Source organism: Antrihabitans stalagmiti (assembly GCF_016482825.1).
Taxonomy (GTDB): domain Bacteria; phylum Actinomycetota; class Actinomycetes; order Mycobacteriales; family Mycobacteriaceae; genus Antrihabitans; species Antrihabitans stalagmiti.
On record NZ_JAEMNV010000001.1, the window covers coordinates 449,900 to 471,369 of the forward strand.

The 21,470-nt window shown below is 63.4% G+C and carries 21 protein-coding genes; 8 read left to right on the top strand and 13 right to left on the bottom strand.

Features of this window, described 5'->3' with window-relative positions:
• The 3 genes from JGU71_RS02145 to JGU71_RS02155 form a co-directional block, all read right to left on the bottom strand.
• The gene (locus JGU71_RS02145; protein WP_199701510.1) at positions 1 to 1,296 is read right to left on the bottom strand and encodes a hypothetical protein; all 1,296 of its coding nucleotides are present in this window, start codon (positions 1,294 to 1,296) and stop codon (positions 1 to 3) included.
• Complete coding sequence (locus JGU71_RS02150; RefSeq protein ID WP_199701512.1) at positions 1,293 to 1,724, bottom strand: cupredoxin domain-containing protein; 432 nt, start codon at positions 1,722 to 1,724, stop codon at positions 1,293 to 1,295. The genes JGU71_RS02145 and JGU71_RS02150 overlap by 4 nt, the downstream gene beginning before the upstream one ends.
• 113 nt (positions 1,725 to 1,837) lie before the next feature.
• Entirely contained in the window at positions 1,838 to 2,254 is a 417-nt protein-coding gene (locus tag JGU71_RS02155; RefSeq protein ID WP_199702805.1) for a GtrA family protein, read from the bottom strand.
• A 299-nt stretch (positions 2,255 to 2,553) separates the two neighbouring features.
• Here JGU71_RS02155 and JGU71_RS02160 point away from each other — a divergent pair, with 299 nt between their 5' ends.
• The 7 genes from JGU71_RS02160 to JGU71_RS02190 all read left to right on the top strand — a co-directional run bounded on the left by JGU71_RS02160 (position 2,554) and on the right by JGU71_RS02190 (position 8,903).
• The gene (locus tag JGU71_RS02160) at positions 2,554 to 3,141 is read left to right on the top strand and encodes a TetR/AcrR family transcriptional regulator (RefSeq protein ID WP_199702807.1); all 588 of its coding nucleotides are present in this window, start codon (positions 2,554 to 2,556) and stop codon (positions 3,139 to 3,141) included.
• Positions 3,142 to 3,205: 64 nt separating this feature from the next.
• Positions 3,206 to 4,402 carry a lipid-transfer protein gene (locus JGU71_RS02165; RefSeq protein WP_199701514.1) on the top strand — a complete coding sequence of 399 codons (1,197 nt, stop codon included), beginning with the start codon at positions 3,206 to 3,208 and terminating at the stop codon, positions 4,400 to 4,402.
• Between the two features lie 60 nt (positions 4,403 to 4,462).
• Positions 4,463 to 4,903, top strand: coding sequence for a type II toxin-antitoxin system Rv0910 family toxin (locus JGU71_RS02170; protein WP_199701515.1), 441 nt, complete (start codon positions 4,463 to 4,465; stop codon positions 4,901 to 4,903).
• A gap of 27 nt (positions 4,904 to 4,930) precedes the next feature.
• Complete coding sequence (locus JGU71_RS02175; RefSeq protein ID WP_199701517.1) at positions 4,931 to 5,797, top strand: MaoC/PaaZ C-terminal domain-containing protein; 867 nt, start codon at positions 4,931 to 4,933, stop codon at positions 5,795 to 5,797.
• Between the two features lie 95 nt (positions 5,798 to 5,892).
• Positions 5,893 to 6,765 (top strand): SDR family oxidoreductase, encoded by an 873-nt coding sequence (locus JGU71_RS02180; RefSeq protein ID WP_199701518.1) that lies wholly within the window; start codon positions 5,893 to 5,895, stop codon positions 6,763 to 6,765.
• A gap of 30 nt (positions 6,766 to 6,795) precedes the next feature.
• The gene (locus JGU71_RS02185; protein ID WP_199701519.1) at positions 6,796 to 8,055 is read left to right on the top strand and encodes an acyl-CoA dehydrogenase family protein; all 1,260 of its coding nucleotides are present in this window, start codon (positions 6,796 to 6,798) and stop codon (positions 8,053 to 8,055) included.
• Positions 8,052 to 8,903: an alpha/beta fold hydrolase gene (locus tag JGU71_RS02190; RefSeq protein WP_199701520.1), complete on the top strand. Its 852-nt coding sequence runs from the start codon at positions 8,052 to 8,054 to the stop codon at positions 8,901 to 8,903. Before JGU71_RS02185 ends, JGU71_RS02190 begins: the two co-directional genes overlap by 4 nt.
• Positions 8,904 to 8,953: 50 nt before the next feature.
• Here the strand turns inward: JGU71_RS02190 and JGU71_RS02195 are convergent, their stop codons facing one another.
• The gene (locus JGU71_RS02195) at positions 8,954 to 10,351 is read right to left on the bottom strand and encodes an HNH endonuclease signature motif containing protein (RefSeq protein WP_199701527.1); all 1,398 of its coding nucleotides are present in this window, start codon (positions 10,349 to 10,351) and stop codon (positions 8,954 to 8,956) included.
• A gap of 127 nt (positions 10,352 to 10,478) precedes the next feature.
• Positions 10,479 to 10,805: an ArsR/SmtB family transcription factor gene (locus JGU71_RS02200; RefSeq protein WP_307829457.1), complete on the bottom strand. Its 327-nt coding sequence runs from the start codon at positions 10,803 to 10,805 to the stop codon at positions 10,479 to 10,481.
• A 107-nt stretch (positions 10,806 to 10,912) separates the two neighbouring features.
• On the opposite strand from JGU71_RS02200, the gene JGU71_RS02205 reads away from it, so the two are divergent.
• Positions 10,913 to 12,220: an MFS transporter gene (locus tag JGU71_RS02205; RefSeq protein ID WP_307829458.1), complete on the top strand. Its 1,308-nt coding sequence runs from the start codon at positions 10,913 to 10,915 to the stop codon at positions 12,218 to 12,220.
• Between the two features lie 59 nt (positions 12,221 to 12,279).
• On the opposite strand, the gene acs is transcribed toward JGU71_RS02205, so the two are convergent.
• The 8 genes from acs to JGU71_RS02245 all read right to left on the bottom strand — a co-directional run bounded on the left by acs (position 12,280) and on the right by JGU71_RS02245 (position 21,362).
• Positions 12,280 to 14,235: an acetate--CoA ligase gene (gene acs, locus JGU71_RS02210; RefSeq protein WP_199701529.1), complete on the bottom strand. Its 1,956-nt coding sequence runs from the start codon at positions 14,233 to 14,235 to the stop codon at positions 12,280 to 12,282.
• 52 nt (positions 14,236 to 14,287) lie between these two features.
• Positions 14,288 to 15,919 (bottom strand): monocarboxylic acid transporter, encoded by a 1,632-nt coding sequence (locus tag JGU71_RS02215; RefSeq protein ID WP_199701531.1) that lies wholly within the window; start codon positions 15,917 to 15,919, stop codon positions 14,288 to 14,290.
• Positions 15,916 to 16,278: a DUF485 domain-containing protein gene (locus tag JGU71_RS02220; protein ID WP_199701533.1), complete on the bottom strand. Its 363-nt coding sequence runs from the start codon at positions 16,276 to 16,278 to the stop codon at positions 15,916 to 15,918. The genes JGU71_RS02215 and JGU71_RS02220 overlap by 4 nt, the downstream gene beginning before the upstream one ends.
• A 207-nt stretch (positions 16,279 to 16,485) precedes the next feature.
• Complete coding sequence (locus JGU71_RS02225) at positions 16,486 to 17,148, bottom strand: FHA domain-containing protein (RefSeq protein WP_199701541.1); 663 nt, start codon at positions 17,146 to 17,148, stop codon at positions 16,486 to 16,488.
• A gap of 65 nt (positions 17,149 to 17,213) precedes the next feature.
• Positions 17,214 to 18,962 (bottom strand): sodium/solute symporter, encoded by a 1,749-nt coding sequence (locus JGU71_RS02230; protein WP_199701543.1) that lies wholly within the window; start codon positions 18,960 to 18,962, stop codon positions 17,214 to 17,216.
• Position 18,963: 1 nt separating this feature from the next.
• Positions 18,964 to 19,335, bottom strand: coding sequence for a DUF485 domain-containing protein (locus JGU71_RS02235; RefSeq protein ID WP_199701545.1), 372 nt, complete (start codon positions 19,333 to 19,335; stop codon positions 18,964 to 18,966).
• The gene (locus JGU71_RS02240; protein WP_307829459.1) at positions 19,332 to 20,144 is read right to left on the bottom strand and encodes a LytR/AlgR family response regulator transcription factor; all 813 of its coding nucleotides are present in this window, start codon (positions 20,142 to 20,144) and stop codon (positions 19,332 to 19,334) included. Before JGU71_RS02240 ends, JGU71_RS02235 begins: the two co-directional genes overlap by 4 nt.
• Before the next feature lie 21 nt (positions 20,145 to 20,165).
• Positions 20,166 to 21,362, bottom strand: a complete 1,197-nt coding sequence (locus tag JGU71_RS02245) for a sensor histidine kinase (protein ID WP_199701547.1) — start codon at positions 21,360 to 21,362, stop codon at positions 20,166 to 20,168.
• Positions 21,363 to 21,470: the final 108 nt, after the last annotated feature.

The following is a 21,470-nucleotide window of genomic DNA, read 5'->3' on the forward strand; positions in this document are numbered from 1 at the left end:
TCACACTCCCGAGACCAGCTGGATGCCGACGACTGTGTAGGCGACCATCAGCGCCAACATCGGGAACTGCCCGACCTTGGTGTATCCGGTTCGCAATATCGACACTGCACGATCATGCGCCGACGCCACGCCGAGTACGTGACCGCCCACGATTGCAGCGATCTGGACCACCGCGATCACGTCGGTCGAGACGACCGTGTAGTCGATGCGGCCGCCGCCGTCGAGTAGCAGCCAGCCGGCCTGACCTTGGAACACGGCGAACGAAAAGTAGTGCGCCACCGTGTATCCCACCATGATGGGAACAAGCGAGTGCACAAACGCCGCATACGGTTCCTGGGTTCGTCCGTCGACCGACTTCTTCAGATACGGACGCGTCAGCCAGATTGTGCCGACGTAGGCGATGGCGACGACGGCGACCGTCAGCAGCAGCCCGACGGTGCCGACACCGACCGCTTGGAGGCGGGAGAGATCACGGCGCAGATCGGACCAGAACGGCAGTCGGGTGACGCCGTCGAAAGTGGTCGACCCGAGCGCGAGTAGGACGACAGCTGTGAGTCCACGGTCGGAGGGTCCGACGAGCAGCCCGTCGAGTGGATTGCGGACACCGATTCGGCCGTCGTTGCGGCGGCCGATGGGGGAGAGCCGCGAGACGAGCGTGAAGTAGACCTCGAAGGCGTCGCCGCGTTCGAACCAGCCGAGGCCGAACCGGACTCCGCCGACGACCTGCGCGAGGCTGTACACGACGACGAATCCTGCGACGGCCCGTGGGGAGTCCGAGAGCGGGTAGACGAGCTCGAGCCACAGAAATGCGAAGAGGCCGACGACGGCAGGGCGGTACTCGAGCCGTCGAAGTGCGGCAGGATCGGCCGTCGGCACCCGGGTGCCGACGATGCCACGAACGACGGATGTGATGAGCCGCAGCGGATTCGCCACCCGGTACACCGGGCCGAACACCAGCGACAACGCAACGAGACCGACCCAGAACCAGACGTAGAACCACGTCGGGGCCGGGTTGTCGGCCGAGCTGTCCGGACCGAACCAGGCCACCGCGATCAGCGTCAGCAACGCGGCGAGTGCCAGTAGTTGGAGGGTGATTCTGGTCGAGCGAGCGTCCGTGAATCGCGTGAGTGCGGTAGGAAGTGGTCGTCCTGCCGCAGCGCCTCGCAAGCGTGGTGTCTTCCACAGGACGGTCAGTGCGACGAACGACACCAGTACCGCGAAGGCACCGGCGTACAACGCGAGCCACAGTGGGACCGGCAGGTCCGACCGACCGCCGACACCGTGCGCGAGAATCACCCCGCGACTCGCACCTGCGTCAGGACGGCGTCGGTGGAATGCAGTTCGACCTCGAACGTGCCGGGGATGTCGGCTTTGAACTCGAGCTTTCCTGGAACGCCTGGCTGTAGTTCGGCGGTCTGGTCGTAGCCGTGCAGATGCAGCTCGTCGGCTTTGTCGGAGGTGACCTGCAGGACGACGACAGCACCGCGCTGAACTTCGACCGTGTCGGGTCCGGACGTCTTTCGTCCGTCTACGACGGCGAAGACGAGCTGTGCGGGTTCCTGGGCAGAGGCGCTCGGGGCTGCCGCAGCCGAGGTCGTGTGATCACTGGTATGGCCCGCTGGATGTTCCTCGGCGGAATCGTCCGAGCCGCAGCCGACGAGCGCACACGAGGCGACCGCGCAGGCGGCGATGATCAAGGACTTTCGGCGAACGACAGTGCGCATGGTTTCGGAACCCCTCGTTGCGTCGCGAAATGAGTGTTACCGGAAGTAACGTACAGAATCGGCGCGAGATGCGATAGCCCGGTCCTGATTGGGACCAGGGTAACGAGGTCGGGTCAGAACACCCAGCCGCGCAGCGCGAGGAAACGCGCTCCGCCTACTGCGGCACTGACGGCGATGACCAGCAATGCCGAGGCCATGCTGCTGGTTCCGGGGAACGCAAAGCTGATGAAGGCAAGTGCCGATGCGCTGAAAGCCAAGCCGATCGCGGCGAGGCCGCCGCCCTCCCACTGAGCTGCAAACCAACTGACGCGACCGGCGGCCTGGAAGGTGAGGCGGCGATGCAGCTCGTTGGCAAGCATGGTGCTCGCGATTGCTCCGAGAACGTTGGCAACCTGTGGGCCTTGGTTGCGAAAGGCGATGAAGGCGGCGAAGTACAGGATGTTGCTCAAACCACCGACTGCGGCGAAGCGAACCAGTTGCGCCACAGCGCCGTTGCCGCTGCGGATACCGCTGAATACGTCCGCGGGCATGCGAACACGATGATCTGCGACTGCCCACTGGGTGTCGGTAAGAATCATCGTGGCACTTCCTCGAGCTCACAATCGGAGGACCATTCTCCGGTTACTAATTTAGCATAACTGGAGTTTCGGACTCCACTTAGTTTTTTCCACTCGACGTGTGATCTGTGCGACAAGAAAATTCGCAACAGGCGCGCCTCAGCTTTACATGCAGGCGCGAATGTAATAGCGGCTGATACTCTCGATCGGTGCCTCCCGCCGCCAGAACGACCCCGCCGGCGCGTCGTACGCAGGAGCAACGCAGCAGTGAGATGCGTACTCGACTGCTCGACGCGACGATCGAATGCCTCGTCGAATACGGCTACGTCGGCACTACTACTCCACGTGTCGCGGAGAAGGCAGGCGTGACCCGCGGCGCTCAGGTACATCACTTCGGTTCCAAGACCGATCTCGTCGTGGCGGCCATCAGGCACCTTGCGGCGAAGCGGACCGACGCGGTGATCCGCGACATCGGCAGCGTGCAGGCGAATCCGGATCCGCTCGGCGCGATGTTCGACCTGCTGTGGGACATTCATTCCGGTCCGATATTCATTGCCACGGTTGAACTGTGGGTCGCTGGACGTACGGATCCGCAGCTGGGTCGCGAGGTGGCGAAGTTCGAACCGGTAGTCGTCAATTCGATGATGACGCTGCTCGCAGAGGCCATGCCCGCTCCTGTCCTCAAACCGATGCGCGACTTCCTCTATACGGCGATGGACGCGCTGCGGGGGATCCTGATTTCGAGCTACGTCGATGCCGACCCCGACCGCGCACGACGCAGGTGGGACCGGGCAAGCGCCAACCTTCGTCGAATCGCAGCGCCCGAACTCGAAAGCTGGGCGGGCAACCGGGCTCGGTGACGGTCGGCGAGTTGCGCTGAACGTTCGCTTGCCTCATTACATACACGCCTGTATGTTTGTAAGTATGGCCAACAACAAGGTGTACGTCATCGGCGTCGGTATGACGAAGTTCGAGAAACCGGGCAGCAAGGACTGGGACTACCCGGACATGGCGCGCGAGTCCGGTACCAAAGCGCTGGCGGATGCAGGCATCGACTACCGCGAAGTTCAAGAGGCATATGTCGGATATGTCTACGGCGAGTCGACATCGGGGCAGCGCGCGATCTACGAACTCGGGATGACCGGCATTCCGGTGGTCAACGTCAACAACAACTGTTCGACGGGGTCGACGGCGCTCTACCTGGCGGCGCGCGCCGTCAAAGGTGGGTTGGCCGACTGCACGATCGCGCTCGGCTTCGAGAAGATGAACCCAGGCTCGCTCGGCGTCACCTTCGAGGACCGCGAGCAGCCGATGGCCATCCACTTCAACAAGATGGCTGAGATTTCGGAGGTCGTGTTCCCGCCCGCGTCCTGGCTGTTCGGCGCGGCAGGCAAAGAACACATGGACACCTACGGCACCACCGCGGAACACTTCGCGAAGATCGGCTACAAGAACCACAAGCATTCGGTCAACAATCCGTACGCCCAGTTCCAGGACGCGTACACCCTCGACCAGATCAAAGACGCCAAGATGATCTACCCACCGTCGGGGATCACCAAGTTGCAGTGCTCGCCGACTTCGGACGGATCGGGTGCCGCGATCCTGGCGTCGGAGGCGTTCGTCGACAAACACGGCCTCGCCGGGCAAGCCGTCGAAATCGTCGGCCAGGCAATGACCACCGACTTCGAGTCGTCCTTCGACGGCACAGCGAAGAACATCATCGGCTACGACATGAACGTGCAAGCGGCACGGTCGGTGTACGAGCAGTCCGGTCTCGGAGCCGACGACTTCCAGGTGATCGAGTTGCACGACTGCTTCTCCGCCAACGAACTGCTGCTCTACGAGGCGCTGGGCCTCTGCGGTGAGGGCGAAGCGGGCAAGTTGCTCGACAACGACGACACCACCTACGGCGGACGCTGGGTCGTCAACCCGTCGGGCGGGCTCATCTCGAAGGGCCATCCGCTCGGCGCAACAGGCTTGGCGCAATGCGCCGAACTGACCTGGCAACTGCGCGGTACCGCAGACAAGCGCCAGGTCGAGAATGTCACCGCCGCTCTGCAGCACAACATCGGCCTCGGCGGCGCGGCTGTTGTCACCGCCTACCAGCGTGCCGAGCGCTGAACCGCTACTACCCACCTCCGCAACAACATTCGACCCGCCACACTCAACGAGGAGAAAACCATGGGACACATCGAAGCAACCAAGAACCTGACAGCCGGCCCCGCAGCAGTGTGGGCGACGGTGTCGGATCCCGGAACCTGGGACAAGTGGTTCACCATTCACGAACGCTGGATCGAAGAGCCACCGGCGACCCTCACCGAAGGCGCCAAGCTCACCGCCAAGATCATGATGCTCGGAATGGCGAACAAGATCGATTGGACCGTCGAATCGGTCGACGCCCCGAACTCGCTCGTCCTCGCCGGCGTCGGCATGGCAGGGGTCAAGACGCAGTTCTCCTTCACGATCGAGCCGGACGGCGACGGCACCAAGTTCGCGGTATCGGGTGACTTCGAAGGTGCACTCATCAAGGGCGCGCTCGGCAAAGCGGTCGAGAAGGACGGTCTCAAGCAGCTCGACAAGACGCTCGAGCAGTTGGACGCACTCGCAGCTGCGTCGGCCTGACCCGAATTCGAGCACGGGAGAACAGGTATGGACGAAGTACTGCAGTTCGACGACGCCGGGTTGGACGTGTGGAGTGACGAGGACAGTTTCGAGGTCACCAGGGAACGGCTGATCGAATACGCGAAAGCGACGAACGATCCGATCGCAGCCCACCTCGACGGCGAGGTGGCATCACCGGTCTTCAACATCGTTCCGGTGTTCGAGTCCCTTCTCGTACCTGCGGTCGATGTGATGCCGGTCGAGCTGATCCCGCGCATCGTGCACGGCGAGCAAGACTTTCATTTCCACCGGGCAACGAAGCCGGGCGACAAGCTGGTCTCACGCGGCAAGATGACCGGCTACGAAGGACTCGACAACGGCACCCGGGCAACGATCTTGCTCGAATGCCGGACCGAGGACGGCGAACTGGTCAACGAGCAGTACGTCACCTGTTTCGTGCGAGGTTTCAACGCGGGCAAGAAGATCGGTCAGCTGAGTCCGAGCCACAAGTTCGATCCAACGCTGCGCGATCAGGCTCCTGTCGCCAAGGTGACGCAGCACTTCGACGAGGATCAGACGTTCCGGTACGCGCCCGCCGCAGGGGATCCGATGCCGATTCATCTGGATGCCGAGGTCGCCCGCGATTCCGGCCTCCCCGGCATCATCGGGCACGGACTGTGCACGATGGCGTTCACCTCGTGGGCCGTGTTGACCGAGGTCGGTGGCTCGGATGTGAATCGGCTCGAACGGTTTGCGGTGCGCTTCTCGAAGATGGTCATCCCAGGCGACGACCTGGAGACGCGAATCTGGCAGGTCGGCACCGAGAACGGCTCCACCACTTACGCGTTCGAAACCGCTCGCGGCGACGACCTCGTCATCACCGACGGCCTTGCCGTCATAACAAACGACAACTAGGGCGCTCCGCGCCTCGTGCGTCTTTTCGGAGGCCCTGACCTCCGAAAAGACTCACGAGGCGACTTGTCGCCCGCACTTTTCGAGAAGGATTTCTTATGGGTGCATTGGATGGGCGGGTGGCCGTCATCACGGGTGCCGGACGCGGTATCGGCCGCGAACACGCGTTGCTGTTCGCACGGGAAGGCGCATCGGTTGTCGTCAACGATCTCGGGGGTAGCAACTCGGGCGAGGGAACCGACGCCGGACCTGCACAGCAGGTAGTCGACGAGATTGTCGCCGCGGGCGGAAGAGCTGTTGCCAATACGGACAACGTCGCAACCTGGGCCGGTGCGCAGGCGCTGGTACAGCAGGCGATCGACGATTTCGGGCAGTTGGACGTCGTCGTGAACAACGCGGGCATACTGCGCGACAACTTCATCGCATCGATGGAGGAGTCGCAGTGGGACGCGGTGCTCGCGGTTCACCTGAAAGGCCATGCGGCGGTGCTGCATCACGCCGCAGTGTACTGGAAGGCGCAGTCCAAGTTGGGCAATCGACCCAACGCCGCGGTGATCAACACCGCGTCGGCGTCGGGGGTCACGGTTCCCCAACCGGGGCAGACGAACTACGGCGCAGCCAAGGCAGGCATCGCAGCGCTCACACTCGTTGCCGCCGACGAGTTGGAGCGCTACGGCGTGCGGGTGAACGCAATCGCGCCTATCGCTCGCACCCGCCTCACCGAAGCGACGCCTGGTATGGGCGCGATCTTCTCTGCCGAGGTCGAGGAAGGCGAGTTCGACTACTTCAGCCCGGCCAACATCTCTCCGGTCGTTGCCTACCTGGCAACGGAAAAGTGCCCGCTGACGGGTCAGGTATTCGCCGTGCAGGGTGGCGCCATCTCGACTCTGCAGGGCTGGACCGACGTCTCGACGATCGAGACCGAAGGCCCGTGGCTGATCGACGATATCGCCGACCGCCTGCCGAACTGAGCAATTCATTTCTCGTACAAAGGAGTACGCATGATCGAATGGTCCGATACCGACCTGATGATGCGCGACGCAGTTCGCGAATTCATCGATAAAGAGATCCGCCCCAACATCGATGCACTCGAGCACGGTGACCTGCCGCCGTACGCGATCCTGCGAAAATTGTTCAGCGAGTTCGGCATCGACGTCATGGCAGCCGAGGCCGCCAAGACGTTGTTGGAGAAGGAACGCGCCAAGGAAGCGGCTATCGCTGCCGGGGAACCCAAGCCGGAGAAAAAATCCAAGTCGGGTGCAGGTGACATGGCCGCCCAGGCCTCCATGGGACTCGTCGTCGTGAGCGAACTCGCAGGCGTGAGCCTAGGAATGGTTGCGGCGGTGGGCGTGAGCCTCGGCCTCGGCGCCGCAACGATCATGTCGCGAGGCACCCTCGCTCAGAAGGAGCGGTGGCTTACCGACATCCTGACGCTGGAAAAGGTTGCAGCGTGGGCGATCACCGAACCCGACTCGGGTTCGGACGCGTTCGGAGGTATGAAGACCTACGTCAAGCGTGACGGCGACGACTACATTCTCAACGGTCAGAAGACCTTCATCACCAACGGCCCGTTTGCCGACACGGTCGTCGTGTACGCCAAGCTCGACGAGGGTGACAACGCCGACAAACGGAACCGCAAGGTGTTGACGTTTGTGCTCGATTCGGGCATGGAGGGCTTCACACAAGGTAAGCCGTTCAAGAAGATGGGTATGCACTCCTCGCCGACCGGTGAGCTGTTCTTCTCCAATGTCCGCCTCGGCAAGGATCGCCTGCTCGGGGAGACCGAGGAACACACGGGCGGCGACGGACGCGAAAGCGCGCGTTCGAGTTTCACCGCAGAACGGGTCGGTGTAGCCGTGTTGGCGCTCGGCATCATCAACGAATGTCACCGGCTGTCGGTCGACTATGCGAAGAGTCGAACGCTGTGGGGTCAGGAGATCGGCAACTTCCAACTCATCCAGCTCAAGCTGGCGAAGATGGAAGTAGCGCGAATCAATGTGCAGAACATGGTGTTCCAGGCCGTCGAAGGGTTGAAGGCAGGCAAGATGCCGTCGCTGGCCGAGGCGTCCGCGATGAAGCTGTACAGCTCGGAAGCAGCGACCGAGGTGGCGATGGAGGCGGTCCAGCTGTTCGGCGGCAACGGCTACATGACCGAGTACCGCGTCGAGCAATTGGCCCGAGATGCGAAGTCGCTCATGATCTATGCGGGCAGCAACGAAATTCAGGTGACCCACATCGCGAAGGGACTCCTGAGTAGATGATCACGGAAACCCGGGTGTGCCACGGCGGCGTGCATACCCGGGTTCTCTCCGTGCAGGGGGACGGCACGCCTGTCGTTCTGCTGCATGGTTACGCCGACAGTGCGGATACCTGGCGAGCGCTGCTTGCGCTGTTCGACAACGCAGGCCGAGCGGCAATCGCTGTGGACCTGCCGGGATTCGGCAAGGCCGATCGTCGAGCAGCTGGACCGATTCTGCCGCAGTTGGATTCGTTCATAGACGCACTGCTCGAAGAGTCCGATCGGCCACTGGTGCTGATGGGAAACTCGCTGGGTGCGTGTGTCTCGGTGCGTGCCGCCGCTCGGCGTCCGAACCGTGTCGAGGCGGTGATCACCGTCGACGAGCCGATCCTGGCCGATCACTGGGTAGCGCGTTATGTCCGTCGGCGACGTGCGCCGAGATTGCCGAGCCTGCTGCTGGCGGGAGCTCGGGTCCCGCGCCGACCCCTCGAGTACTCGGTCGAACTCGTCTTCAAGCGATTGCTGTACAGCGAGCCTTCCGCAGCGGATCCAGCCGTGATCGCACGTTGGGTCGAGTCGGTACCTGATTCGCGTGCCCTCGCCGGACTCGCGAACGGCGCGATTGCGGTCGCCCGTGAAACCCGAACGGGATACTCGGGCATGACGATCGAGTGTCCGACCCTGATCGTCCACGGTGCGAAGGACGTGATCATCCCAGTCGCGTCGAGTCGTATGCTGCACGCGTTGATTCCGAACAGCGAATTGGTGGTGATGCCGAAATCCGGGCATTGCCCACAGCTCGACGATCCGGCGGGGCTTGCCGAGATCGTGCTGCCGTTTCTGTCGAACCGCGCCGGCGCGGGTCGGTAACTGCCCGACCTCGCGAACGGGCAGTCGCATACGACCTGCGTATCGATCTGTCAGTCGAGATCCCAGTATTCGTGGGGATGGAAGTAGTGATTGATCCTCGGTTTTCGGGTCGGGTCGACATGTTTCGGCGGGACCCACAGAATCCGGCCAGGATATTTGTGGTCGGCGCCGGCGACGATGGTGTGCCAGTCGGTGTCTTTGACCCCGGCTAACCGATGATGCGAATCACACACCAGCGCAAGCTGATCCACATCGGTGAGCCCGAGTTCGGCCACCCATTCCCGGCAATGATGACACTGACAGCAATTGGCTGGTCGCCAACATCCTGGGAAGGTGCAGCCTTTGTCCCGGGCGTAGCGGACCAGGCGTTGATCACCTTGAGCGATCCGTTTGGATCTGCCGAGGTAGATGGGGCGGCCATCATCGTCGAACAACGCGAGGTAATGATGCGCATGAGCCGCCATCCTGACGACATCTCGGATCGGAAGTAACGATCCGCCGCCGGTGATGGCTTGTCCGGATGCCTCGTCGAGTTCTTTGACGGTCATGGTCGCGACCACGGTGACCGGGAGTCCGCGGTGCTGGCCGAGGGTGCCGGAGGCGAGAGCGTCGCGGAGCACCATTGTCAACCCGTCGTGTTGACGTTGCCCGACCGATCGTTCGTCACGGTGCGCGACCTCGTCGGCGGGTTCGGCATCGACCGTCGAGTCGGCGTCGTGCGGATTTCCGACCCCGGGTTTCGCGTATTTCGCGAACAGCGCCTCGAGGTAGGACCGCAGTTCGGGGTCGACGCAGAAACTGCCTTTGGTCATCAGGTCGGTGCCTTGTTTGCCGAGGATGAAAGTCCGTTTGCGGTCGCGGTCCACCTCTGGTGCGTTGCCGTCGGGATTGAGGTAGGCCAGGATCCGGTTGGCGGCGCGGCGAAGTTGATCGGGCCGCAGGATCCGGGCTTGCTCGGCCAGTTTCGCTTCGGCCTGCTCGCGGGTCTCGGCGTCGATGTAGCTGGGCACCTGGGCGAAGAATTCGCGGATCACGGTGATGTGGGCACGGTCGATCGCCCCGTCGCGGTGGGCGGTGGCGGTGTTCGGGTAGATCGGGTCCAGGGGTGCGCCGGAGAATCCGGTGCGGGGTCCGAGGTCTTCGGCGATGCGGCGGCGGGCTTTGGCTTCGCTGGGGTAGATGCGCAGGGTGTCGGCGAGAACGTCGGCGAGGCGGTAGTCGCCGAGTTCGCCGGGGATCCATTGTTCCTGCATTTTGGCGATAAGGGTGGTCTGGAAACCGCTGGTGGTGCGTGACCCGGTTTCGAAGCGGTGGACGAGGTCGATGCAGTCGGGGTTCTTCGACAGTTCGTCGAACCCGGCGTCGCGGAGGGCTTGGATTCCGGCTTCGTAGACCCGCATCGCCGCTTCCACCCGGGTGGTGGCTTGCGGTGTCGGGTTCGAAAGCATGTGCTAATCGTAGCGCCACCCACCGACAGGTTTCGAAGCAAAAGTGCTGCACTACAACATCTTCGACCCAACTCGTCGACAAGGCACCTACCCGCACAAAACGCGAGGTGGCCTCAGCGATAAGTGCCTACTCGGCGAAATGCCGGGCTTCATTTTCGAGCAAAGCCATCAGTCCCGGAAATCGCTCATCGAGGTCGGCGCGGCGCAGTGTGATGCCGCGCCGATTTCCGTAGTCGGCGTCCAGTACGAGTCCCGCTTCGCGGAGGATCCGAAAGTGGTGCGTCAGTGTCGATTTGGATACAGGAAGGTTGAACGACGTGCAGGTCCGTTCGGCGTCGTCCGGCCCGGCAAGAAAGTCGGTCACCACCTTTCGGCGGTGCGGGTCCGCAAGCGCGGCAAGAACTTTGCCCAACTCCATCTCGTCGCGGTCTGGATGCCCCAGCTGATCCGGCACGTTCGATCACCCCATTAGGTACGAGTTGCATCGTACCTCTTTCTCTGTTCCACTGGTCAGGTACCAAGAACATCGTACCTCCCTCGGGGGCCAGTAAGGGGTAGCGAGTGACCGATCAACTGACATTGCCGACAGACCACGTAGCTCGCAGCACAGCGACCGCACCATCTCGACTGTTTCTCCCGGTCGTGCTGCTCGCCGTATTCGTCCTGCCGATGGGCATCTCCGGAACCGCAATAGCGTTGCCACGTATCGCAGACGATCTCGGGTCCGCACCCGGCTTGCTGCAGTGGGTTGTCAACGGCTTCAACGTTTCGTTCGCCCTGTCGACCCTGGCCTGGGGAGTGCTTTCGGACCGAATCGGCTATCGCGCGACCTTCCGGCTCGGCATCGCACTCTCGCTGGCAGCCGGTCTGGCCAGCGCCGCGACGCCGTCGCTGGTTGTCCTCGATATCGCACGTGCCGTCGCGGGCGTCGGTGGTGCCGCAGTACTCACGGGCGGATCGGCCCTGTTGTCGAACGCGTTCGATGGCGCAGCACGTGGCAGGGCGTTCGCGATCTTCGGGACCGTGGTCGGTCTCGGACTTGCCGTAGGACCGACCCTGTCCGGCGCGTTGATTTCGTGGATCGACTGGCGTGGTGTGTTCGTCGCGCACGCTCTCGTTTTGCTGGTTGCACTTGTCGGAACCGTTGTGCTGCCGCATATTCGGCATCGTCGAGAGCCCGGCCGCAAGGTCGTCGACTTCGGTCTGCTTCGCAACCCGCATTTCCTGGCTCTGTGCCTCGTCCCCGTTTCGGGTGCCATCGGCTTCGTGACGCTGCTGACCTATCTGCCGGTGGCGCTGAGTGGGATTGCGGACTTGTCCGCAGGCACAGCGGGTCTGGTGATGTTGCCGATGACGATCCCGGTGCTGATCGGACCACTGCTCGCAGCCCGACTCGTTCGAACCACGGGGGCAACGTCGATGTCGATCATCTACGCTGCGCTTGCCTCGCTGATCCTCGGCAGTGTCGGCATGCTTGCGCTGACACCGACGATCCCGCTCGGTTGGCTGATTCTGCCGATGGTGTTGCTCGGCTTCGGCTTCGGGTTGCCGGTGGGTCTCGTCGACAGCGAGGCGCTCGCCGCGGTTCCTGCCGACAGCAGCGGAACAGCCGCTGGTGTACTGAATTTCGTTCGAATCGGTAGCGAGGCGATCGTCGTAGCAGGCTATTCGGCATTGCTCGCCTGGCTGATCGGTCGCTCCATTGCCGACCCCGTCGCAGCGCAAGACGCAGCGGCAGGCAGGTTCGGGCATCCCGATGCCTACGCGGATGCCTTCGGTTGGGTGATCGTCACGATGGTGGTGTTGCTGGTGATCACCACCGCCGCAATCGCTTTGCTGCACCGAGCGCGGGTCGCAGCGGCGCGCTAGCGCCTGCCCGCCGCCGAACGGTCCCTCATCGGCCCGTTCGGCGGCGGCACGTCATGCGATCAGTTCGCGGACTTCTCGCGAATCGATTCGAATACCGACGGGTCCACGAGCGTCGAGGTGTCGCCCAGGTCGCGGCCTTCGGCGATGTCGCGGAGTAGCCGTCGCATGATTTTGCCGCTTCGAGTCTTGGGCAGTTCCGGCACGATATGAATTGCCTTCGGCTTCGCGATCGGTCCGATGTCGCGAGCGACGTGCGCAACCAGTTCGCTCGTCAGCTCGTCGTTGGCTTCGCTGCTTGCCTTGAGGATGACGAACGCGACGATGCTCTGCCCGGTGGTCGCGTCGGTCGCTCCGACGACAGCGGCTTCCGCAACGCTGTGGTGTCCGACGAGTGCCGACTCGACTTCGGCCGTCGAGATGCGATGTCCGGATACGTTCATCACGTCGTCGACGCGGCCGAGGATCCAGTAGGCACCGTCGACGTCGATCCTGGCGCCGTCGCCTGCGAAGTACCAGCCCTGCTCGGCGTAACGGTCCCAGTAGGTGGACTTGTAGCGTTCGGTGTCACCCCAGATGCCGCGAAGCATGGCTGGCCACGGTTCGTCGAGGACGAGGTAGCCGTTTGCTTCCGTCTCACCGAGAACGACTTCCACACCGTTCTCGTCGACGACCTTCGCCGAGATCCCCGGCAACGGACCCATCGCTGCGCCCGGCTTGGTCGAAGTCACTCCCGGCAGTGGCGACATCATGATCGCGCCGGTTTCGGTCTGCCACCAGGTGTCGACGATGGGTGCTTTGTTGCCGCCGATCACCTCGCGGTACCAGCGCCACGCTTCCGGGTTGATGGGTTCGCCGACCGAGCCGAGCAGGCGGATCGAGGAGAGGTCGTGCGCCTGCGGGATCTGGCGACCCCACTTCATAAACGTGCGAACCAGCGTCGGTGCCGTGTAATAGATTGACACGCCGTACTTTTCGACGATGTTCCAGTGTCGGTGCTCGTCGGGGGAGTTGGGCGTGCCCTCGTAGACGACCTGGGTGACGCGGTTGGACAGTGGTCCGTAGACGATGTAGCTGTGGCCGGTGACCCAGCCGATGTCGGCGGTGCACCAGTAGACGTCTTTGCCCGGCTTGTGGTCGAAGACGTAGTGGTGGGTGTACGACGTCTGGGTCAGGTAGCCACCCGAAGTGTGAACGATGCCCTTCGGTTTACCGGTCGTGCCCGATGTGTAGAGCACGAAGAGTGGGTGCTCGGAGTCGAACGGCTGGGCCTCGTGCTGATCGGACGCGTTCGCGACCGTGTCGTGCCACCAGACATCACGATTCTCGGTCCACACGACTTCGCTTTCGGTGCGCCGAACGACGAGGACGTGTTCGACGGAATGCTCACCCTTCGCCAGCGCCTCGTCGACGGCTGCTTTCAGTGGCGCCGGCTTGCCGCGACGCCACTGACCGTCCGTTGTCACGACCAACCGAGCCTCGGCGTCGTCGACCCGCTGCCGCAGCGCGCTCGAGGAGAAGCCTGCGAACACAACCGAATGGATCAAACCGAGTCGAGCGCACGCCAGCATCGTGACGATGGCCTCGGGAATCATCGGCATGTAGATCGCGACCCGATCGCCGGCGGTAAGCCCGATTTCGGTGAAATAGTTTGCAGCCCTGCTCACTTCGGCTAGAAGCTGTGCGTAGGTGAGCTCCCGAGAGTCGCCGGGCTCGCCTTCCCAGTGAATCGCTACCTGGTCGCCGTAACCGTCGATGACGTGGCGGTCGACGCAGTTGTAGGCGACGTTCAGCTTGCCGCCGACAAACCACTTCGCGATGTAGTCGGAGTCAGCACCCTTCCAATCCAGTACTTCGGTCCACTGCTCGTGCCAGTGCAAGCGGTTGGCTTGCGTCGCCCAGAAGGCAAGCCGGTCGGCATCGGCTGCCTCCTGCAGTTCGGACCCTGCGTTCGCAGTGGCTGCGAACTCCTCCGCTGGGGGATAGGAGACCGGTTCGGTTTCGAGGCTCGAGGTCATAGCTGTCAATCTCTCAGGTAGACGTTGCAAGTAGGTTGGGGTGGTGCCGAGGTCAGTGTGCGGTGGCCTTTTCGGCGCCGACACCGGTGATGGAGCGGACCTCCATCTCGGCCTGCTTCGCTTCGCTCTCCTTCGTGCTCGACGTCAACGTCCCGACGATGCCGAGGATGAATGCGAGTGGGATGGAGACGATTCCGGGGTTCGACAGTGGGAAGTAGTCGAAGTCGGAGCCCGGGATCATCGCGGTTTTGTTGCCGGACACCGCGGGGGAGAACACGATGAGCACGATGGTCGAGATCAGGCCGCCGTACATGCTCCACAGCGCACCGCGGGTGTTGAAGCGCTTCCAGAACAGCGAGTACAGGATCGTCGGCAGGTTGGCTGCTGCTGCGACGGCGAATGCGAGGGCGACCAGGAACGCGATGTTCTGTCCGTTTGCCAGGATGCCGAGACCGATTGCGAGAACACCGATTACGACAGCAGTGATGCGAGATACCCTGACCTGCTCGTCGTTGGTGGCCTCACCCTTGCGGATGACACTTGCATAGATGTCGTGGGCGAACGACGCCGACGCAGTGATGGTCAGGCCGGCAACGACGGCAAGAATGGTTGCGAATGCGACCGCCGAGATGATGCCGAGCAGGATCACGCCGCCGAGTTCGAAGGCGAGCAGAGGAGCCGCGGAGTTCTGGCCACCGGCAGCGGCGAGGATGCGGTCGGGTCCGACGATTGCGGCTGCGCCGTAGCCGAGAACCAGTGTGAACAGGTAGAACGCACCGATGAGCGCGATTGCCCACACGACCGAACGACGAGCTTCCTTCGCTGTCGGGACCGTGTAGAAGCGCATCAGAACGTGGGGGAGACCCGCTGTACCGAGCACGAGCGCGAGGCCGAGTGACAGGAAGTTCAACTTCGACATCTCGCTTCCGCCGTACTGGGCACCGGGAGCGAGAACGTCACGCGCAGCAACAGCTTCGGCGGCCGATCCGGACACCTTCTCCTGTGCCGATCCGAGGATCTCCGACAGGTTGAAACCGAATTTCGCGAACACGAGGACGGTCATAAATGCGGCGCCTGCAATGAGCAGAACAGCCTTGATGATCTGCACCCAGGTGGTGCCCTTCATGCCACCGACCAAGACGTAGACGATCATCAAGATTCCGACGACGGCGATGACGATGGATTGCCCTGTGCGGTCGGAGATGTCGAGCAGCAGTGCAACGAGACCGCCTGCGCCTGCCATCTGCGCGAGCAAGTAGAACAGTGAGACGGTGAGTGTCGACAGTGCTGCGGCGGTCCGCACCGGTCCCTGCTTGAGCCTGAAGCTCAGCACGTCGGCCATGGTGAATTTGCCGGTGTTCCTGAGCATTTCGGCAACGAGCAGCAAAGCTACGAGCCAGGCGACGAGAAAGCCGATCGAGTACAGGAAGCCGTCGTAGCCGTAAACGGCGATGGCGCCGGCGATTCCGAGGAAGCTTGCGGCCGAGAGGTAGTCACCTGCGATCGCAACGCCGTTCTGCGGCCCGGAGAATCCGCGTCCGCCGGTGTAGAAGTCGGATGCGGTCTTGTTGTTACGTCCGGCGCGGATGACGACGACCATCGTGACAGTCACGAAAGCCGCGAAGATGGCCATGTTGGCGAGCGGACTACCTACCGTCTCCGCTGGTGCGGCAAGAATGCTCATGACCGGGGTCCTTCGAGTTCGGCGCGGATGGCCGCGGCGCGCGGATCGAGCTGTTTGTTGGCGAAGCGAACGTAGATGCCCGTGATGGCGAACGTGGTGACGAATTGAGCAAGACCGAGGACCAGGCCGACATTGATGTTGCCGAAGAGCTTGGTCGCCATGAAGTCGTGCGCGTACGCGGCGAGCAGTACGTACACGACGTACCAGATCAAGAAAAAGGCTGTCATCGGAAAGACGAAGTTGCGCAATCGCTTCCGCAGGTCCTGAAATTCAGGACTTGCCTGCATTGCGGTGAACTCCGCAGCGGAGGCTATCCGGACTTGGTCCGGTCCGTTCGCGCTGAGAGGGATGGTGGCCATGGAGCACTCCTCGGTCTAGGTCTGATGTGTCAGACGCTAGTGAGATGGAGGTCACAGCAGTAGGGCATAAAGGAGGACACTCGCCAGGGTGTCGATCTGTGCGACGAGCGGTCGATTTCGTGCGACGAACGGCAGTGAGGGCCTTCGGCCTCGTGAGTCCTTTCGGTGGTCCTGACCACCGAAAAGACTCACGAGCGGCGAAGCCGCCTACAGCTCTATCAGCCCACCGTCGAGCACCCGTCGCACCAACGTTGCGCGTTTCTGGTTCTGCGGCAGGTCGCCGAGGCCGAAGATCGCGAACGCTGCCTGCAGGTGCCGTTTGACGGTCTCTACGCCGATGCCGAGTTGGTCCGCGATCTGCTGATTCGACGCTGGGTTGGCGAACTTCGGGTTGTCCTTGTAGGGCTTGCACAGGGCGAAGACCACCGACAGTTGCGCTCGGGTGAGGGTCGGTGCCGCCTGGCCGCCGACCCGGGTCGGCAAGCCCTCCGACGATGCCGCGTCCGAGGGCTCGTGCTGCCGGCTCACGTAGAACGTCAAGGTCGAGTTCCCGACGAAGATGCGGTCGCCCGGATCGAGGCGCTTGCGGCCCGTGAGGCGTGTTCCGTTGACGAACGTGCCGTTCGTCGACATGCCGTTGTCGGAGATGGTCCATTGCGTGCCGATCCACTCGATCACCGCATGCAACCGCGACGCCTGGGCATCGGTCACCAGTGCGACTGTGGCGTCGGGCGAGCGTCCGATCACAACGGGTGGATCGTGGGGGGAAAGCGCCAGTGTCTGCTCGGGTCCGTTTTCGCACGAGTAACGCAGCACCGCTTCGGGGGGTGCAGACTCGGCCGGTGGCGAGCGATCGATGTGGTCTGTCATGGAACTCCTGCTCTCCAACGCGTGCATAGCCTAGTCGATGCCTACCGCCTGGGCATTGCGCAAGCTCAGTCACGGAGATCGTGCAGACGATCGATCCCCATGCCGAGTCGTTCCGGCGCATGCATACGTGTGAAAATCCTGTTCACATCGGCGGGCAGCCGACGTGGCGTGCACAGGCTCACGACGACCATCGATGCGAACGCGAGCGGAACACTCACTGCGGCAGGTGATCCGAGTACGGCGGCCAGCCAGCCGCCCCACATTTCTTCGGGCGCTCCGCCGAGTGCAGACGCCGTTGCAGCCCCGACCGCAGTCACACCGCCTACGATCAACCCAGCTGCGGCCCCGGCAGTCGTAAGCCGCCGCCACCAGATGCCGAGCACCAACAGAGGACACAGCGTCGACGCGGCAACGGCGAAAACGAGGCCGACGGTCCGCGAAAGATCAAGCGACGCAACGGCAAGCGAGAGCGCCAGCGGCACGCCGCCTGCAAGTATCGCCGCGATGCGGAAGTCCCTGATCCGGCCGCGAAGGACGTCGGTGCTCAAAACACCCGCAACGCTGACGAGTAGACCCGACGAGGTGGAGAGAAACGCCGCGAGTGCACCGGCAGCGACTAGAGCGCCGAGCAACTGGCCCGGCAAACCAACGAGGACAGACCCCGGGAGCAGCAACACGGCGGCGTCCGACGTTCCCGTTATCAGTAGCTGCGGCACGTAGAGCCGGGCGAACACGCCGAGCAGTGTCGGAAACACGTAGAACACGCCGAGCAGCGCGATGACCGCCAAAGCGGTTGTCCTGGCTGCCTTACCGTCAGGGTTGGTATAGAACCTGACGAGCACGTGCGGCAAGCCCATGGTGCCGAGAAAGGTCGCAAGAATGAGGGAGTAGACCTGGAAGAGTGCGTGCGGACCGCCGAAGCCGCCGCCAGGACGTAGCCAGTCCGCTCCGTTGGTCGGTGCACCGGCGACGACCGGCACGGTCGCGCCCGCCGCGAGCGTCAACGTGGAACCAGCACTCAGTTCGTGCTCGCCGGGGAGCAGGGTGATCGGGCCGCTCGTCGTCCTGCCGTCCAGCACGCCGTCGACCGCTGCGCGTTCCGCTTCGCTCACGACGACAACGACATCCGTCGTGATGTCGACCGTCGTCTCCTGGCTCAGAATCGGCGGCGCGGGCGAACCCAGGTCCCGTCGGTCGTCGAGAAAGTGGACGCACAGCACCAACGCCGGTATGGCGATCGCAGTGAGCTTGAGCCAGAACTGGAATGCCTGCACGAACGTGATCGACCGCATGCCGCCGCCGGCAACGTTGGCGATCACGATCGCGCACACCGCTGCGGCGCCGAGCCAGCTCGGCACACCGAGCAGAATGTTCAATGTCAAACCCGCACCCTGGAATTGGGGGACCAGGTACAGGATGCAGACGATGACAACGACGATCATGGCAAGGCGTCGAATCTTTTCCGAGCCGAGCCGAAACTGTGCGAAGTCAGGGACCGTGTAGGCGCCCGAGCGTCGCAGTGGCGCGGCCACGAAGAGCAGCAGCCCGAGATAGCCCGCTGTGAAGCCGACCGGATACCACATCGCGTCGGCGCCGTACTTTGCGATCAGGCCCGCGACGCCGAGAAACGATGCTGCGGAGAGATATTCACCGGAGATGGCAGCGGCGTTCCACTTCGGACCGACACTGCGCGACGCGACGAGGAAGTCCGAGGTGGTGCGGGCAAGTCGGACGCCGTACACCCCGATCGCCACCGTAGCGACGGCAGCGAAGAGCAGTGCGACGGCGGTGAGCACGGGAGCTTGGGTCGCCACGTCAATCCTCGACCAGGTCGGCGAAATCCTGCTCGTTGCGCTCTGCGAGGCGGACGTAGCGGTGGCCGATAACCCACAGCAGCGGATATGCGACCACACCGAGCGCGAGCCACGTCACCCGGATACCTGCGATCGACGTGGTCGCCATTGCAGGAAAAGCCGCGCCAAGCAACGGAATCAGACCGAGTGTGCAGACGACGACCAGCGCAAGTCTGATTGCCAGGCCCAGCTGCGCCCTGACGAGTCCGCGAACGAGAGCGTCACCGATCGCAGTCTGTTCCTGCACCTCGACGCGGGTCCGGACCATACGAGCCCCACGCCGATCCGCCAGGACAACCCGCTGCCGGGGCTCGCGGCCAGTCGGGCTGCTCATCGGCCCGACCACTTCTGCATCGGGTCCCTGATCAGTCGATCCTTGAGTTCCTTGACGTGCCTTCGGCTTACGGGCAACTGCGCTTCGGGTGACGAGCCGTTCGCACGAACGACGACGACGTAGCCGGTCCCTTGGCTCCGAATGCCGGTGACCAGGGGGAGCGATACAAGGTAGGAGCGGTGCACCCTGACGAATCCGGCGTCGGCCCAACGGGTCTCGAGCGACGAGATCGGAATACGCACGATATGACTACCTTTGGCGGAGTGCAGGCGGGTGTAGTCGCCTTCCGCCTCGACCCAGCCGATCGATGACCGCGGCACGATTGTCGTCATCCCCCCGAGTTCGACGGGAATCGACTCGGTGTTCTCCGTCGCGCGAGTCGGTTCCTGAGCCGGACGCGACCTCTGCGCGACGATCCGCTGCACCGATTCGGTCAATCGCGCAACCCGGATCGGCTTCAGGAGATAGTCGACGGCGCCGAGGTCGAACGCGGCGACAGCCCGATCGTCGTGTGCGGTGACGAACACGACTGCAGGGGGAGCCGCGAATTCTGTGAAGATTCCCGCCAGCTCCAGACCGTCTAGCCCAGGCATGTTGATGTCGAGGAAGACGGCGTCGATCGAGTGGGCGCGCAACACCCGCAACGCCGTCGTCGCGTCCCGCGCGGCATGGACCCGCTCGATGCTGTCCTGCCCGTCGAGCAGGTAACACAGCTCGTCCAGTGCGGGTCGTTCGTCGTCGACGGCGAGCACGACGAGGCGATCGCCGGTTGGCGGCGAACCATCGGACCGCGATGGGTTATCTGACACAGTGCATCAACCTTGCCACGTTCATACCTCGATACCCGGCCGAAATTTCGGAACTCGAACGAAGACTTTCGTTCCCGAGCCCGGCGCCGTCTCGACTACAAGGCCGTAGTCGTTGCCGAATGCCGCCCGAAGTCGGTCGTCGACGTTCGCGAGCCCGACATGAGCGACCTCGATCGTCGCACCCCCACCACTCCGTTCGACGGCGTCGAGCGCACCGAACCGAAGCAGGTCGGGATCCATGCCGACGCCGTCGTCCTCGATCGTGATCACGCAGTCCGTACCTTCGTCGGCGGCGACGATGGTGATCGTGCCACCCGCAACGTTGGGCGCGAGACCGTGACGGACCGCATTCTCGACCAGGGGCTGCAATGCCAGAAACGGCAGGACGACGTTGAGGACCTCGGGGGCAACCTGCAATTTGACCTGTAGAGAGTCGCCGAATCTGGCTCGCTCCAGGGTCAGGTAGCGGTCGATGTTGTGCAGTTCCTCGGACAGCACCGTGAATTCTCCCGCCGACCTGAACGAGTAGCGGGTGAAGTCGGCGAACTCGAGCACCAACTCACGCGCACGTTCCGGATCCGTCCGGACGAACGACGCGATCGTGTTGAGCGCGTTGTAAATGAAATGTGGGCTGATCTGCGCCCGGAGTGCCAGCACTTCCGCACGGTCGAGACGAGCCCTCGACGCGTCCAGTTCGGCAAGCTCGAGCTGCCCGGAGACGTATCTCGCGACCTCGGCCACCGCCCCGAGCAGACCAGGGCCCGGTTTGGACGTCGTCACGACACCGAGCACTCCTGCGGTGCCCGAATCCTCGACGATCAGCGGCTGCGCGACGATGACAAGCACCTGAGCGTCCGAGCCACTGGTGTCGGACACGAGGACGCGGCGGCCACCGTCGACGGCCTGGCGTGCGGCTGCCTCGAACGGTCCCGCAAGTTCGGTGTGTGGCCCGGTCCATGCCAGCACCCTGCCGTCCGTGTCGGCGATCCCGACTGCAGCGCACCCGATCAGTGCGTGCAGGTGCGGTGCCGCCTGCTCGGCCGATTCCTCTGTGAGACCGCCCCGCAGCGCGCGAGCGGCAAGCGAAGCCGTCGACAACGCCGCGTGCACCGCCCGCTCGGCCGGGGTGGTGACCACACGTCTGATCCGCAGCGACACGAAAATTGCGGACGCGACGATCAGCACGAGCGCGACACTGAGGACGGTGTTGGTTGACACGCACTTATGGTCCACTATGCGCGCGCCGCCGTGCCTACATCGATCGAACTCGTTCGCGACGGTAAGGTCGTTGTTCGAGCGGGAGGCGAACGGCGCCCTGCGGAGAGC

Bases quoted from the DNA above. Each gene is read 5' to 3' on its own strand.
- JGU71_RS02175 (WP_199701517.1), top strand. From the start codon at position 4,931: ATGGACGAAGTACTGCAGTTCGACGACGCCGGGTTGGACGTGTGGAGT.
- JGU71_RS02160 (WP_199702807.1), top strand. From the start codon at position 2,554: ATGCGTACTCGACTGCTCGACGCGACGATCGAATGCCTCGTCGAATAC.
- JGU71_RS02170 (WP_199701515.1), top strand. From the start codon at position 4,463: ATGGGACACATCGAAGCAACCAAGAACCTGACAGCCGGCCCCGCAGCA.
- JGU71_RS02150 (WP_199701512.1), bottom strand. From the start codon at position 1,724: ATGCGCACTGTCGTTCGCCGAAAGTCCTTGATCATCGCCGCCTGCGCG.
- JGU71_RS02180 (WP_199701518.1), top strand. From the start codon at position 5,893: ATGGGTGCATTGGATGGGCGGGTGGCCGTCATCACGGGTGCCGGACGC.
- JGU71_RS02225 (WP_199701541.1), bottom strand. From the start codon at position 17,148: ATGACAGACCACATCGATCGCTCGCCACCGGCCGAGTCTGCACCCCCC.
- JGU71_RS02220 (WP_199701533.1), bottom strand. From the start codon at position 16,278: ATGGCCACCATCCCTCTCAGCGCGAACGGACCGGACCAAGTCCGGATA.
- JGU71_RS02155 (WP_199702805.1), bottom strand. From the start codon at position 2,254: ATGCCCGCGGACGTATTCAGCGGTATCCGCAGCGGCAACGGCGCTGTG.
- acs (WP_199701529.1), bottom strand. From the start codon at position 14,235: ATGACCTCGAGCCTCGAAACCGAACCGGTCTCCTATCCCCCAGCGGAG.
- JGU71_RS02195 (WP_199701527.1), bottom strand. From the start codon at position 10,351: ATGCTTTCGAACCCGACACCGCAAGCCACCACCCGGGTGGAAGCGGCG.
- JGU71_RS02215 (WP_199701531.1), bottom strand. From the start codon at position 15,919: ATGAGCATTCTTGCCGCACCAGCGGAGACGGTAGGTAGTCCGCTCGCC.
- JGU71_RS02165 (WP_199701514.1), top strand. From the start codon at position 3,206: ATGGCCAACAACAAGGTGTACGTCATCGGCGTCGGTATGACGAAGTTC.
- JGU71_RS02235 (WP_199701545.1), bottom strand. From the start codon at position 19,335: ATGAGCAGCCCGACTGGCCGCGAGCCCCGGCAGCGGGTTGTCCTGGCG.
- JGU71_RS02185 (WP_199701519.1), top strand. From the start codon at position 6,796: ATGATCGAATGGTCCGATACCGACCTGATGATGCGCGACGCAGTTCGC.
- JGU71_RS02190 (WP_199701520.1), top strand. From the start codon at position 8,052: ATGATCACGGAAACCCGGGTGTGCCACGGCGGCGTGCATACCCGGGTT.